The 13,068-nt window shown below is 69.9% G+C and carries 14 protein-coding genes; all 14 read right to left on the minus strand.

Features of this window, described 5'->3' with window-relative positions; translation table 11 throughout:
- Positions 1 to 23: 23 nt before the first annotated feature.
- Positions 24 to 2,219: a class 1b ribonucleoside-diphosphate reductase subunit alpha gene (gene nrdE, locus Q6349_RS00360; protein WP_369810806.1), complete on the minus strand. Its 2,196-nt coding sequence runs from the start codon at positions 2,217 to 2,219 to the stop codon at positions 24 to 26.
- Complete coding sequence (nrdI, locus tag Q6349_RS00365) at positions 2,189 to 2,620, minus strand: class Ib ribonucleoside-diphosphate reductase assembly flavoprotein NrdI (RefSeq protein WP_171245505.1); 432 nt, start codon at positions 2,618 to 2,620, stop codon at positions 2,189 to 2,191. The genes nrdE and nrdI overlap by 31 nt, the downstream gene beginning before the upstream one ends.
- An 80-nt stretch (positions 2,621 to 2,700) precedes the next feature.
- Positions 2,701 to 2,943 carry a glutaredoxin-like protein NrdH gene (gene nrdH, locus Q6349_RS00370; protein ID WP_171245504.1) on the minus strand — a complete coding sequence of 81 codons (243 nt, stop codon included), beginning with the start codon at positions 2,941 to 2,943 and terminating at the stop codon, positions 2,701 to 2,703.
- A 566-nt stretch (positions 2,944 to 3,509) separates the two neighbouring features.
- Complete coding sequence (locus Q6349_RS00375) at positions 3,510 to 4,772, minus strand: N-acetylglucosamine-6-phosphate deacetylase (protein WP_304602412.1); 1,263 nt, start codon at positions 4,770 to 4,772, stop codon at positions 3,510 to 3,512.
- A 50-nt stretch (positions 4,773 to 4,822) separates the two neighbouring features.
- On the minus strand, positions 4,823 to 5,518 hold the full coding sequence (gene nucS / locus Q6349_RS00380) for an endonuclease NucS (protein WP_171245502.1): 696 nt from the start codon (positions 5,516 to 5,518) through the stop codon (positions 4,823 to 4,825).
- 21 nt (positions 5,519 to 5,539) lie between these two features.
- Positions 5,540 to 5,950: a DUF2550 domain-containing protein gene (locus tag Q6349_RS00385; RefSeq protein WP_304602413.1), complete on the minus strand. Its 411-nt coding sequence runs from the start codon at positions 5,948 to 5,950 to the stop codon at positions 5,540 to 5,542.
- A gap of 22 nt (positions 5,951 to 5,972) precedes the next feature.
- Complete coding sequence (locus Q6349_RS00390) at positions 5,973 to 6,260, minus strand: F0F1 ATP synthase subunit epsilon (protein WP_304602414.1); 288 nt, start codon at positions 6,258 to 6,260, stop codon at positions 5,973 to 5,975.
- A 100-nt stretch (positions 6,261 to 6,360) separates the two neighbouring features.
- Positions 6,361 to 7,845, minus strand: a complete 1,485-nt coding sequence (gene atpD / locus Q6349_RS00395) for a F0F1 ATP synthase subunit beta (RefSeq protein ID WP_304602415.1) — start codon at positions 7,843 to 7,845, stop codon at positions 6,361 to 6,363.
- Between the two features lie 64 nt (positions 7,846 to 7,909).
- Positions 7,910 to 8,809 carry a F0F1 ATP synthase subunit gamma gene (locus tag Q6349_RS00400; protein ID WP_304602416.1) on the minus strand — a complete coding sequence of 300 codons (900 nt, stop codon included), beginning with the start codon at positions 8,807 to 8,809 and terminating at the stop codon, positions 7,910 to 7,912.
- Positions 8,810 to 8,813: 4 nt separating this feature from the next.
- Positions 8,814 to 10,442, minus strand: a complete 1,629-nt coding sequence (gene atpA, locus Q6349_RS00405; RefSeq protein ID WP_304602417.1) for a F0F1 ATP synthase subunit alpha — start codon at positions 10,440 to 10,442, stop codon at positions 8,814 to 8,816.
- Positions 10,443 to 10,521: 79 nt separating this feature from the next.
- Complete coding sequence (locus tag Q6349_RS00410) at positions 10,522 to 11,337, minus strand: F0F1 ATP synthase subunit delta (RefSeq protein WP_171245496.1); 816 nt, start codon at positions 11,335 to 11,337, stop codon at positions 10,522 to 10,524.
- On the minus strand, positions 11,337 to 11,924 hold the full coding sequence (locus Q6349_RS00415) for a F0F1 ATP synthase subunit B (RefSeq protein ID WP_171245495.1): 588 nt from the start codon (positions 11,922 to 11,924) through the stop codon (positions 11,337 to 11,339). Before Q6349_RS00415 ends, Q6349_RS00410 begins: the two co-directional genes overlap by 1 nt.
- Positions 11,924 to 12,160: an ATP synthase F0 subunit C gene (locus Q6349_RS00420; RefSeq protein WP_098464265.1), complete on the minus strand. Its 237-nt coding sequence runs from the start codon at positions 12,158 to 12,160 to the stop codon at positions 11,924 to 11,926. Before Q6349_RS00420 ends, Q6349_RS00415 begins: the two co-directional genes overlap by 1 nt.
- A 104-nt stretch (positions 12,161 to 12,264) precedes the next feature.
- A complete protein-coding gene (gene atpB, locus Q6349_RS00425; RefSeq protein ID WP_171245494.1) occupies positions 12,265 to 13,059 on the minus strand; it encodes a F0F1 ATP synthase subunit A in 795 nt (264 codons plus the stop codon).
- Between the last annotated feature and the right edge of the window lie 9 nt (positions 13,060 to 13,068).

Below are 13,068 nucleotides of genomic sequence, written 5' to 3' on the forward strand. Positions count from 1 at the left end.
CGACGAGGGCGAGCGGCGGCGGGTCAGAGCATGCAGCTCACGCAGTTCTCCACCTCGGTGCCCTCGAGCGCCAGCTGCCGCAGCCGGATGTAGTACAGCGTCTTGATGCCCTTGCGCCAGGCGTAGATCTGCGCCTTGTTGACGTCACGGGTGGTCACGGTGTCCGGGAAGAACAGCGTCAGGCTCAGCCCCTGGTCGACGTGCTGCGTCGCCGCGGCGTAGGTGTCGATGATCTTCTCGTACCCGATCTCGTACGCGTCCTGGTAGTACTCCAGGTTGTCGTTCGTCATGTACGGCGCCGGGTAGTACGCGCGACCGAGCTTGCCCTCCTTGCGGATCTCGATCTTGGCGGCCACCGGGTGGATCGACGACGTCGAGTAGTTGATGTAGCTGATCGACCCGGTCGGCGGCACCGCCTGGAGGTTCTGGTTGTAGATCCCGTGCGCCATCACGGACGCCTTGAGCTCGCGCCAGTCGTCCTGGGTCGGGATGTGCACGCCGGCGCCCGCGAAGAGCTCGGCGACCCGCTCGGTGGCCGGCTCCCACACGGCGTCGGTGTACTTGTCGAAGTACTCCCCCGAGGCGTAGGCGGACTCCTCGAACCCGCCGAAGGCCCGGCCACGCTCGATCGCGAGACGGTTCGACGCCGCGATCGCGTGGTAGGCGACCGTGTAGAAGTACATGTTCGTGAAGTCGACGCCCTCGGCGGAGCCGTAGTGGATCCGCTCGCGCGCGAGGTACCCGTGCAGGTTCATCTGACCGAGCCCGATGGCGTGCCCGAGCTCGTTCGCCTTCTTCACCGACGGCACCGACTCGATGCTCGTCTGGTCCGAGACCGCGGTCAGCGCCCGGATCGCCGTGTCGATGGTCCGGCCCAGGTCGGGCGAGTCCATCGCCTTGGCGATGTTCAGCGAGCCCAGGTTGCAGGAGATGTCCCGGCCGACCTCGTCGTAGGACAGGTCCTCGTGGAACGTGGAGGCCGTGGAGACCTGCAGGATCTCCGAGCACAGGTTGGAGTGCGTGATCCGCCCGGCGATCGGGTTGGCGCGGTTCACCGTGTCCTCGAACATGACGTACGGGTAGCCCGACTCGAACTGCAGCTCGGCGATCGTCTGGAAGAAGTCCCGCGCACGGATGGTCTTCTTCGTGATCCGGTCGTCCGCCACCAGCTCGTCGTACTTCTCGGTGATCGAGATGTCGGCGAACGGCTTGCCGTAGATGCGCTCGACGTCGTACGGGCTGAACAGGTGCATGTCCTCGTTGCGCTTGGCCAGCTCGAACGTGATGTCCGGGATGACCACGCCTAGCGACAGCGTCTTGATGCGGATCTTCTCGTCGGCGTTCTCGCGCTTGGTGTCGAGGAACCGCAGGATGTCCGGGTGGTGGGCGTGCAGGTAGACCGCGCCGGCGCCCTGGCGTGCGCCGAGCTGGTTCGCGTACGAGAAGGAGTCCTCGAGCAGCTTCATGACCGGGATGACACCGGAGGACTGGTTCTGGATGTGCTTGATCGGCGCACCGTGCTCGCGCACGTTGCTGAGCAGCAGCGCGACGCCTCCGCCGCGCTTCGAGAGCTGCAGCGCCGAGTTGATGCTGCGCGCGATCGACTCCATGTTGTCCTCGATGCGCAGCAGGAAGCAGGAGACGGGCTCGCCGCGCTGCGCCTTGCCGACGTTGAGGAACGTGGGCGTGGCCGGCTGGAACCGCCCGGAGATGACCTCGTCGACGATGTCGCGCGCCCGCTGCTCGTCGCCGGCCGCCAGCCCGAGGGCCACCATCGAGACCCGGTCCTCGAAGCGCTCGAGGTACTTCGTGCCGTCGAACGTCTTCAGCGTGTACGAGGTGTAGTACTTGAAGGCACCGAGGAACGACTCGAAGCGGAACCCGGCGGCGTACGCCCGCTGGAACAGCTCCTTGACGAACGAGCGGGAGTACTTCTCGAGGACGGCCGGGTCGTAGTACTCGTTCTCGAGGAGGTAGTCGAGCTTGGCGTCGAGGGTGTCGAACGCGATCGTGTTCGGCAGCACGTGCTGGCGGAAGTACGCCGACGCGGCCTCGCGGTCCTTCTCGAACTGGATCTTCCCGTCCGGCCCGTACAGGTTCAGCATGGCGTTGAGCGCGTGGTAGTCCATGTCGCTCTGCTGCAGAGAGGCGCCCGTCGTGGTCGGCGACGCCTCGGACGTCGTGGCGCTCACGCCGAGATCAGTGACTGTCGTTGCCAAAATCGTCCCAATCCGTCACGGACGCGTTGGGCGTCCTCGGTGGTGCCGAGCAGCTCGAAGGCGTACAGGTACGGGACCTGGCACTTCGCCGCGATGATGTCACCGGCGATGCAGTAGGCAGCGCCGAAGTTGGTGTTGCCCGCCGCGATCACGCCGCGGATCAACGACCGGTTGCCCTCGTCCCCGAGGAACTTGCGCACCTGCCGAGGCACCGCACCGCCCTCGTTGCCCCCGCCGTAGGTGGGGGCCAGGAGGACGTAGGGCTCGTCGACGGTCAGGAAGCCGTCGGCGGGCCGCAGCGGGATGCGGTGCACCGACATGCCGCGCTCCTCGAGACCGAGGCGCCTCACGAAGCGGTGCGTGTTCTCCGAGACGCTGGAGAAGTACACGAGCGAGCCCATGTCGCTCTCCCCCCGTCGGACGTGCTGCGGTGGTACCGGCCCGGTCGCGCGGGTCGAGTGCGCGACCGGGCCGGAGATCGTCAGGCCGTGACGGCCTGCTGCGCCGCGAGGGCGCTGATCTGGTCGGGGCGGAAGCCCGACCAGTGCGTGTCACCCGCGACGACGACCGGCGCCTGCAGGTAACCGAGCTCACGGACCATCTCGAGCGCCTGGGCATCCTCGGTGATGTCCACGACGGAGTACTCGACGCCCTTGCGGTCCAGTGCCCGGTAGGTCGCGTCGCACTGCACGCAGGACGGCTTGCTGTAGACCGTGACGCTCATCTCGCACTCCCTGTCTCTGCCGCCACCGGGGCGGCCGGTCGATGTCCCCTGACAACCTGGCCTCGACGTCCGAACCGGACGGTCGCGGCTGGCTCTGCGGCCCCGAGGGGGCCCTCACCAGGAACGACACCGGTGGAACTACGTCGATGTGATTCACGTCGGAGCCTGCGGCCCCGACGTGCTCTCAACACTACACCTAGTGTTCGCCGCGCACCTGCCCACGACATGTTGTGTTTGTCATCGCTGTGATTTCACCCGTGTAGTTCTCCGCGGAGGCCGTGGACGACGCGCCGCGAGCCTGTGGACCCAGCATCCCAGGAGCCTCCGACACGGCCGCGCGGCGCCGTCCTCCGACCGGCCGTCCCCGCCGGTCCGCCGTGTCCGCAGGCCGCCCACCGACGGTCCACACGGTGTGGACGGCCGGTGTCCACACCATGTGGACGACCCGGGACCGCGGATGCCCCTCGGGTTCGTCGAGACGGGGTGCGGACCGCCCGCACCGGCGTGTCGTCCGCGGCGCGTCGGTCGCTCCGGCTCCCTGCCGTGGCGCGACTCACCCTCGACGGTCAGACGGGGCGGCCGCCACGGCACACGTGCTGCACCCGCAGGTCCCGGTCGACCACGAGGACGTCGGCCCGGCGCCCGGCGACCAGTCCCCCGACGTCGGTCGCCCCGAGCACCCCTGCCGGCACCCACGAGGCGCTCCGGACGGCGGCGACGAGCGGGACACCGGCCTCGACCGCGCAGCGGACCACGTCGATCAGGTGCGCGGTGCTGCCGGCGATCGCCCCGCCCTGAGGATCCTCGGGGTCGGCGAGCCGCGCCACACCGTCGCGGACGACCACGGACATCGGGCCGAGCTCGTAGTCCCCGTCGTCCATCCCGGCCGCCGCCATCGCGTCGGTGACGAGCGCGACCTGGTCCACGCCGACCGTCTGCATCACGGTGCGGACGGTGGCGGGGTCCAGGTGCACGCCGTCGCCCACCAGCTCGACCACGAGGTCGCCCCGCGACGCCGCCGCCAGGCAGGCGGCGACCGGCCCCGGGTGACGGTGGTGCAGCGGACGCATGCCGTTGAACAGGTGCGTGGCGGTCATCCGCGACGAGCCACCGGCCTCGGCCAGGTCCGCGGCCACCTGCCGCAGCAGCGCCTCCGACTGCTCGGTCGTGGCGTCGGTGTGCCCCAGCGACGGCACGACGCCGGCGCGCACCAGCGCCGTCGCGACGCCGCCCGGTCCGGTCACGCCGTCGACCTCGGGCGCGACGGTCATGGTGCGCAGATGGCCCCCGGACGCCTCGCGCAGGTCGCGCACGAGCCGGACGTCGCCGGGGACGAGGCGGCTGGGGTCCTGGGCGCCGCAGCGGGCCGCGGACAGGAACGGTCCCTCGGCGTGGATCCCCGCGATCTCCCCCGCGTCCGCGAGATCCGCCAGCAGGGCGGCCCGCGCGAGGAGCGTCTCCCGGTCGGCCGTCACGAGCGAGGCCAGCAGCGTCGTCGTGCCGTGGCGCCGGTGCTCCAGCACGGCCGTCATCGCCTCGTCGACGGAGGTGGCGTCCGGGAACCCCGCCCCGCCGCCGCCGTGGTTGTGCAGGTCGACCAGGCCGGGCAGCACGTAGGTGCCGGGCGGGGGTTCCTCGGCACGGGCCACCTCGTCACCCACTCCGGCGGCCGCGGCCTCCTCGAGCGGGCCCGCCCACACGATCCGGTCGTCGGCGACCACGACCGCGCCGTCACGGACCAGTCGGTCGGGCGTAACCACGTCCCCGCGCAGCGCGAAGACGGACGGAGGGCGAGGGCTGTCCTGAGCATCGGAGGGATCGGTGACCATGCACCCATCCTGCCGCACCGCGCTGACCTGGGCCGCGCTGTCTCGTCCGGCTAGAAGAGGCGCGAGTCCGGGTCGTCGACCCCGCGCATGGCGTCGTAGTCCAGGACCAGGCAGTCGATCCCCCGGTCGCCGGCCAGCACCCGGGCCTGCGGCTTGATCTCCTGCGCCGCGAACACGCCCCGGACCGGGGACAGCAACGGGTCCCGGTTCAGCAGCTCCAGGTACCGGGTGAGCTGCTCGACCCCGTCGATCTCGCCGCGCCGCTTGATCTCGACGGCGACGGTCCCGCCGTCGGCGTCACGGGCCAGGATGTCCACCGGGCCGATGGCGGTCATGTACTCGCGCCGGACCAGCGAGTGGCCGGTCCCGAGGAGCTCGATCTGCGCGGCCAGCAGCTCCTGCAGATGCGCCTCGACGCCGTCCTTGACCAGCCCCGGGTCCACGCCCAGGTCGTGGTCGGAGTCGTGCACGACGTCGTACAGGTCGATCTCCAGGCGGTCGTCCGACTTCTGGTGCTGGACGGTCCACACCGCCGTCACGCCCCGGGCAGCCGACTCCTCGTCGGGCTCGGCGGCGGACATCGTGCACGGCGGGCTCATCCAGTTCAGCGGCTTGTAGGAGCCGCCGTCGGAGTGCAGCAGCACGCTCCCGTCCGCCTTGACCACCAGCAACCGGGTGGCCAGCGGCAGGTGGGCGGTCAGGCGACCCGTGTAGCGGGCCGAGCAGCGGGCGACGACCAGTCTCACGCTCTCCCCTTCGTGGCTCGGTCAGACGACGAGGTCGCGTCGTCCGGGCGGGGCGGACTCCAGCCAGGAGGCGAGTCCGGCATAGGCACCCGCTGACATCGTCAGCTCGAAATCGGTCCCGTCGTACCGACAGCGCACCAGGTACTGGTCGACCTGGCCAGCCAGGTCGAGAGGTGCCCGGCCCGTCACCTCGAGCCGGTCACGACGCCAGCTCCGTGCCGGGCGCGGGGCCAGGGACCAGCACCGGAACCAGTCGATCCGGCCCACGCCGTAGTGTGCGATGCCGGCCGACCACGCGCCGGACGGGTTGTCGCCGGGCCGGGCACCGCACTGGAACGACCCGACCCGGCGTGACAGCCGGCGGAGACGCGAGCCCCCGACGACGAGCACGAGGGCGAGCACGAGCACGACGGCGAGGACCGTCCAGAGCACGTACCCCACCGTCGCCGCCCCCTCAGGCCAGCGCCGACTCGCGTCCGGAGACCTCGGTGACCTCGTCGACGACGATCGTGACGACGTCGTCGTCCACCGAGAGGAACCCGCCGTCGACGTGGACCTCGACGGCGACCTGTCCGGCTGCGGTCGAGACCTTGACCGTTCCCGGCCGCAGCACCGCCAGCATCGGGGTGTGGCCGGCGAGGATGCCCACCTGGCCTTCGGCGGACGGGGCGCTGACCTCGCGGGCCGCTCCGGACCAGACCTTGCGGTCCGCCGCGACCAGGTCGACGTTCAGCTCTGCCATGTCGGGCTCCAGGGTTCTTCAGTCGAGAGTGGTGCGGCGTCGCCCCGCCGCCACCGTGGTGCACGGCAGGGCGACGCCGTCGGGATGCGCGACGTGGCCGTCAGGCCCCGTACTCCTTCTGGATCTTCGCCCAGTTGCGCTCGAGGTCCTCGAGACCACCGATGTTGTAGAAGGCCTGCTCGGCCACGTGGTCGTACTCGCCCTCGGTGATCTTCTTGAAGGCCTCGACCGTCTCGCTCAGCGGGACCGTCGAACCCTCGACACCCGTGAACTTCTTGGCCATGTACGTGTTCTGCGAGAGGAACTGCTGGATGCGGCGGGCGCGCGCCACCAGCGTCTTGTCCTCCTCCGAGAGCTCGTCGACACCGAGGATCGCGATGATGTCCTGCAGCTCCTTGTTGCGCTGCAGGATCGACTTCACCGCGGTGGCGACGTCGTAGTGCTCCTGGCCCACGTAGCGCGGGTCGAGGATGCGCGACGTCGAGGTCAGCGGGTCGATCGCCGGGTACAGACCCTGCGAGGCGATCTCACGGGAGAGCTCCGTGGTCGCGTCGAGGTGGGCGAACGTCGTCGCCGGCGCCGGGTCGGTGTAGTCGTCCGCGGGCACGTAGATCGCCTGCAGCGAGGTGATCGAGTGGCCACGGGTCGAGGTGATGCGCTCCTGGAGCAGACCCATCTCGTCCGCGAGGTTCGGCTGGTAGCCCACGGCGGACGGCATGCGGCCGAGCAGCGTGGAGACCTCGGAACCCGCCTGCGTGAAGCGGAAGATGTTGTCGATGAACAGCAGCACGTCCTGCTTCTTCACGTCGCGGAAGTACTCCGCCATCGTGAGCGCGGACAGGGCGACGCGCAGACGCGTGCCCGGCGGCTCGTCCATCTGGCCGAAGACCAGGGCGGTCTTGTCGAAGACGCCGGCCTCGTCCATCTCGTGGATCAGGTCGTTGCCCTCACGCGTGCGCTCACCGACACCGGCGAACACGGAGACACCGCCGTGGTCCTGGGCGACACGCTGGATCATCTCCTGGATGAGGACCGTCTTGCCGACGCCCGCACCACCGAAGAGACCGATCTTGCCACCCTGCACGTACGGGGTCAGCAGGTCGATCGACTTGATGCCCGTCTCGAACATCTGGGTCTTCGACTCGAGCTGGTCGAACGCCGGCGGCTTGCGGTGGATCGGCCACCGCTCGGTGACCTCGAGCGTCTCGCCCTCGGGGAGGTTGAGCACGTCACCGGTGACGTTGAAGACCTTGCCCTTGGTGACGTCACCGACGGGCACGGAGATCGGGGCGCCCGTGTCGGTGACGACGGCCCCGCGGACCAGACCGTCGGTCGGCTTCAGGGCGATCGCCCGCACCAGCGAGTCGCCCAGGTGCTGGGCGGTCTCGAGCGTCAGGGTGAAGGTGTTCTCCTCCTCCCCCAGGCCCGACAGGTCGATGTCGACCTGGAGGGCGTTGTAGATCTCGGGGATCGAGTCCTCGGGGAACTCGATGTCGACGACAGGGCCGATCACCCGCGCGACACGGCCGGTCCCCGGCTCGGTCGCGGCGGCGCCGTGCGCTGCTTCCGCGGTGGTGGCGGTCATTGCTTGCCTCGCTTCGAAAGGTTCGGGTGTGAGTTCGTCGATCGACGGCGTCGGACGTGGTGCGTCACGACGCCGCGAGGGCGTCAGCACCCGAGACGATCTCGCTGATCTCCTGGGTGATGTCCGCCTGGCGAGCCTGGTTCGCCAGGCGCGTGTAGGTACGGATCAGGTCCTGGGCGTTGTCCGTCGCGGTGTGCATCGCGCGCTGGCGGGAGGCCAGCTCGGAGGCCGCGGCCTCCAGCATGAAGCTGAAGATGCGGCTGCGCACGTACCGCGGCAGCAGGGAGTCGAGGACGGCTTCGGGCGACGGCTCGAAGTCGTACAGCGGCAGGGCGTCGTTCTCCCCGGGCACGGCCACTCCCTCGACGACCTCGAGCGGGAGCATCCGCACGCGCCGGGGACGCTGGCTGACCATGTTGACGAACTGCGTGTAGACCACGTGCAGCTCGCCGACGCCGCCCTCGGCCTCCGGGGCGAGGAACGCGCCGAGCAGGGTGTCGGCGATCTCCCCGGCCACGTCGGCCTGCGGGCTGTCCGAGCCGTACGACCACTGGCCCGCCATCTCGCGCTCCCGGTAACGGAAGTACGAGATCGCCCGACGGCCGGTCGCGTAGAGGGCGACCTCCTTGCCCTCGGCCTGCAGCCGGGCCACGACGCGCTCGGTCTCGCGGATGATCGAGGCCGAGTAGGAGCCCGCCATCCCGCGGTCCGAGGCGATGACGAGGACCGCGGCCCGGTTCGTGTCGGTGCGTTCCGTGGTCAGCGGGTGGTCGGTCGCCGTGTGTGTCGCGACGGCCGACACGGCACGGGTGATCGCCCGCTCGTACGGCGCGGCGGCGGCCGTCCGGCCACGAGCCTTGCCGATGCGCGAGGCAGCGATCAGCTCCTGCGCGCGGAACACCTTCTTCAGCGACTGCGTCGACTTGATCCGCTGCTTGTAGACGCGCTGGGATCCTCCGGCCATACGATCAGCCCTTCTTCTGCACGACGAGCTGCTCCTGCTCGGCGTCCGCGGCGTCGGTGTCGGGCTCGCCGCCGACCAGCGGGGAACCGTCGCCCTTGAGGAAGCCGTCGCGGAAGTCCTCGACGGCCGCGGTGAGCGCGTCCTCGGTGTCCTGCTCCAGCTTGCCGGTCTCCACGATGGTGGTGAAGACGTCGGTGTTGCGGCGCAGGTGCTCGATGAACTCGGACTCGAAGCGCTTGACGTCGTCCACCGGGACGTCGTCCAGCTTGCCACGGGTACCGGCCCAGATGGAGGCGACCTGCTCCTCGACCGGGTACGGCGTGTACTGCGGCTGCTTGAGCAGCTCCATCAGCACCGCACCGCGGGCGAGCTGACCGCGCGAGGCGGCGTCGAGGTCGGAGGCGAACATGGCGAACGCCTCGAGCGCGCGGTACTGGGCCAGCTCCAGCTTCAGCGTGCCGGAGACCTTCTTCATGGCCTTGACCTGGGCGTCACCGCCGACGCGGGAGACCGAGATACCGACGTCGACCGCCGGGCGCTGGTCCGCGTTGAACAGGTCGGACTGCAGGAAGATCTGACCGTCGGTGATGGAGATGACGTTCGTCGGGATGTACGCCGAGACGTCGTTCGCCTTGGTCTCGATGATCGGCAGACCGGTCATCGATCCGGCGCCCATCTCGTCCGAGAGCTTCGCGCAACGCTCGAGCAGCCGGGAGTGCAGGTAGAAGACGTCACCGGGGTACGCCTCGCGGCCCGGCGGGCGGCGCAGCAGCAGCGACGTGGCGCGGTAGGCCTCGGCCTGCTTCGACAGGTCGTCGAAGATCACCAGCACGTGCTTGCCGGCGTACATCCAGTGCTGGCCGATGGCCGAACCGGTGTAGGGCGCGAGGTACTTGAAGCCGGCCGGGTCGGAGGCCGGGGCCGCCACGATCGTGGTGTACTCCAGCGCGCCGGCCTCCTCGAGGGCGCCGCGCACCGAGGCGATCGTGGAGCCCTTCTGACCGACCGCGACGTAGATGCAGCGCACCTGCTTGTCGGGGTCGCCGGAGTCCCAGTTCGCCTTCTGGTTGATGATCGTGTCGATCGCGATCGCCGTCTTGCCGGTCTGGCGGTCACCGATGATCAGCTGACGCTGACCGCGGCCGATCGGGATCATCGAGTCGATGGCCTTGATGCCGGTCTGCAGCGGCTCGTGGACCGACTTGCGCTGCATGACGCCGGGGGCCTGGAGCTCCAGGGCGCGGCGGCCGTCGGTGTCGATGTCGCCGAGACCGTCGACCGGGTTGCCCAGCGGGTCCACGACGCGGCCGAGGTAGCCCTCGCCGACGGGGACCGACAGGACCTCACCGGTGCGGCGGACCTCCTGGCCCTCCTCGATACCGGTGAACTCGCCGAGGACGACGACACCGATCTCGCGGACGTCCAGGTTCAGCGCCAGGCCGAGCGTGCCGTCCTCGAAACGCAGCAGCTCGTTGGCCATGGCGCCGGGCAGGCCTTCGACGTTGGCGATGCCGTCGGCGGCGAAGGTCACGCGGCCGACCTCTTCGGTCGCCGCTCCTTCGGGCTCGTAGGACTTCACGAAGCTGTCCAGCGCGGCGCGGATCTCTTCCGGCCGGATCGTCAGCTCAGCCATTGCTCTTCTCCTGTCGTGGCCGCAGTCTGCGACCGAACGTTCGTCTGCGCCGACCCACGGCCGGCTGGGCGTCAAGTTGTCAGCCGGCCAGCCGGCGACGGGCGTCAGCCAGGCGGGACAGCACGGTGGAGTCGACGACGTCGGCGCCGACCTGGATACGCAGCCCACCGACCACGGCCGGGTCGACCGTGACGTTGAGCTGGACGGCACGCCCGTAGGCACGTTCGAGGATCTCGCCGAGGCGCTCCTCCTGTGCCGCGGAGAGCACCGAGCCGCTCGTCACCGACGCCACGAGACGGTTGCGGCGCTCGGCCGCGACGTCGCCGTACCAGACCAGCGTGGGGACGAACCGACGTCCGCGCAACGAGGTCGTCGCGCGGCGCGCCAGCGCCACCGTGATCTCGTCGGCCTTGCCGGCCAGCAGCGCCTCGACCAGCCCGACCCGCTGCTCGCGGGCCGAGGTCTCGTCCGAGAGGGCCTGGCGGGCAGCACGCTGCCCGACCAGGGCGCGGGTCAGGACGAAGAGCTCGTCCTCGACGGTCTCCAGCGCGCCCCGCGACTCCGCCGCGGCGAGCATGGCGTCGACCGCCAGGCGCTCCACGGCGTCACCGAGATCGGCGTCGCTCGACCACCGCGACCGGACCAGGCCGGAGACGAGGTCGACGACACGCTCGTCGAACCCGTCGGCCAGCACGGCCGTGACGAGGCGCGCCTTGTCCTCGCCGTCCCGCGAGGGGTCCGCGAGCGAGCGGCGCAGCGGGGCCGACCCGTCGAGCGCGCTCACGACGGCGAACAGCTGCTCGCCCAGCGTGGCGGCTTCGGTCCCTGCGGACCGCAGCACCGGCTCGAACCGCTCCTGGGCGGCGGCCAGGGATGCTCCGCTCGTGCCTCGCATCAGCCCTCCTCGCTCCTCGTGGTCGCGACCTGCTCGGCCTCGAGCTCGTCGAGGAACCGGTCGACGACGCGCGACTGGCGCGCGCTGTCCTCCAGCGACTCACCGACGATCTTCGACGCGAGCTCGGTCGCCAGGGTGCCGACCTCGGTCCGCAGCGAGACCGCCGCGGCCTGACGCTCGGCCTCGATCTGACGGTGTGCCGTCTCGACGATGCGTGCCGCCTCGTCGTTGGCCTTGGCCTTCAGCTCGGCGACGATGGCCGTGCCCTCGGCACGGGCCTCCTCGCGCGTCTTCGAGGCCTCGGCACGGGCCTCGGCGAGCTGCTGGTGGTACTCCGCCAGCGCTGCCGCAGCCTCCTGCTGCGCCTTCTCGGCCTTGGCCAGACCGCCCTCGATCTTCGCCGTGCGCTCGTCCAGGACCGCCTGGAACCGAGGCAGGACGTACCGGTAGAAGACGACCGCGATGACGGCGAGGACGACCGACGACCAGATGATGTCGTACCAGGCGGGGATGAAGAGGTCGATCCCCTCCGCTGCCGTTTCTTCCGCCGCCACGATGACCGGGGCGGCGGTGTGCGCCGCCGCCATCACGCGGCCGGGAACAGGAAGCCGGCGACGAGGCCGAGGAGGGCGAGCAGCTCGACGAAGGCGACACCGAGGAACATGGTGGCGCGCAGCTGACCGGCGACCTCGGGCTGGCGGGCCATGCCCTCGATCGTCTTGCCGATGAGGATGCCGAGACCGATGCCCGGGCCGACCGCGGCGAGGCCGTAGCCGACAGCGTTGAGGTTACCGGTGACCTCGGCGAGGGTGGTGACGTCCACTGGGTTTCCTTCCGTTGGGCGTCGGGCCGGTCGGCCCGACGTCGCTGACTTGCGTCTGGGTGGGTAGGTGGGCGTGCCGTGTCAGGAAGCCTGATCCTCCAGGATCAGTGCTCCTCCTCCAGCGACAGGCTGATGTAGACCGCGGCGAGCAGGGCGAAGATGTACGCCTGCAGCAGCGCGACCAGGATCTCGAACAGGGTGACGGCGAAGCCACCCGCGAGGGTCAGTGCGGCGATGCCCTTCAGCGCCGGCGCCGCCTCGAGGAGGAAGAACTGGGTCGCCGCGAAGCAGAGCACCAGCATGATGTGCCCGGCGATCATGTTGGCCGCGAGTCGCAGCGCGAGCGAGAGCGGCCGGACCACGAGGATCTGCACCAGCTCGATCGGCGTGACGATGAAGTAGATCGGCCACGGGATCCCGGGCGGGAAGAGGTTGTTCTTCAGGTAGCCGCCGAGGCCGTGCTTGGCGATGCCGACCCACCAGTAGGTCACGAAGACCCACAGCGCCAGCACCAGCGGCAGGCCGATCCGGGCGGTACCGGCCATGTTGAGGAACGGGATGATGCCCGTGATGTTGAACGCGAGGATCGACAGGAAGATCGTCGTCAGCATCGGGACGAAGCGACGGGCGTTCGTCTTGCCGAGGATCTCCTCAGCGATCTGCACGCGCACGAAGTCGAGGATGATCTCGATCGCGCCCTGGAACCGTCCGGGCACGAGCTTCGCGCGCCGCGCGGCCACCACGAAGACGGTCAGCAGCACCGCCATCGCGATGATGCGGATGATCCAGATCCGGTCGATCTGGAAGATCGTGTCCTCAAAGAGGATCGCCGGCGGGAAGAATTCGTCGATGGACGGCACATGGAAGCCGCCCTCCCCTTCGGAGGCGGCGAACAGCATGGGGGTCGC

The sequence above is a fragment of the Isoptericola sp. 178 genome, from assembly GCF_030586525.1.
Classification (GTDB): Bacteria; Actinomycetota; Actinomycetes; order Actinomycetales; family Cellulomonadaceae; genus Isoptericola; species Isoptericola sediminis.

What these genes read in the sequence shown, in the direction of transcription:
- nrdI (WP_171245505.1), bottom strand. Translation starts at nt 2,620, where the DNA reads ATGGGCTCGCTCGTGTACTTCTCCAGCGTCTCGGAGAACACGCACCGC.
- nrdH (WP_171245504.1), bottom strand. Translation starts at nt 2,943, where the DNA reads ATGAGCGTCACGGTCTACAGCAAGCCGTCCTGCGTGCAGTGCGACGCG.
- Q6349_RS00375 (WP_304602412.1), bottom strand. Translation starts at nt 4,772, where the DNA reads ATGGTCACCGATCCCTCCGATGCTCAGGACAGCCCTCGCCCTCCGTCC.
- Q6349_RS00390 (WP_304602414.1), bottom strand. Translation starts at nt 6,260, where the DNA reads ATGGCAGAGCTGAACGTCGACCTGGTCGCGGCGGACCGCAAGGTCTGG.
- atpD (WP_304602415.1), bottom strand. Translation starts at nt 7,845, where the DNA reads ATGACCGCCACCACCGCGGAAGCAGCGCACGGCGCCGCCGCGACCGAG.
- Q6349_RS00400 (WP_304602416.1), bottom strand. Translation starts at nt 8,809, where the DNA reads ATGGCCGGAGGATCCCAGCGCGTCTACAAGCAGCGGATCAAGTCGACG.
- atpA (WP_304602417.1), bottom strand. Translation starts at nt 10,442, where the DNA reads ATGGCTGAGCTGACGATCCGGCCGGAAGAGATCCGCGCCGCGCTGGAC.
- Q6349_RS00410 (WP_171245496.1), bottom strand. Translation starts at nt 11,337, where the DNA reads ATGCGAGGCACGAGCGGAGCATCCCTGGCCGCCGCCCAGGAGCGGTTC.
- Q6349_RS00415 (WP_171245495.1), bottom strand. Translation starts at nt 11,924, where the DNA reads ATGGCGGCGGCGCACACCGCCGCCCCGGTCATCGTGGCGGCGGAAGAA.
- atpB (WP_171245494.1), bottom strand. Translation starts at nt 13,059, where the DNA reads ATGCTGTTCGCCGCCTCCGAAGGGGAGGGCGGCTTCCATGTGCCGTCC.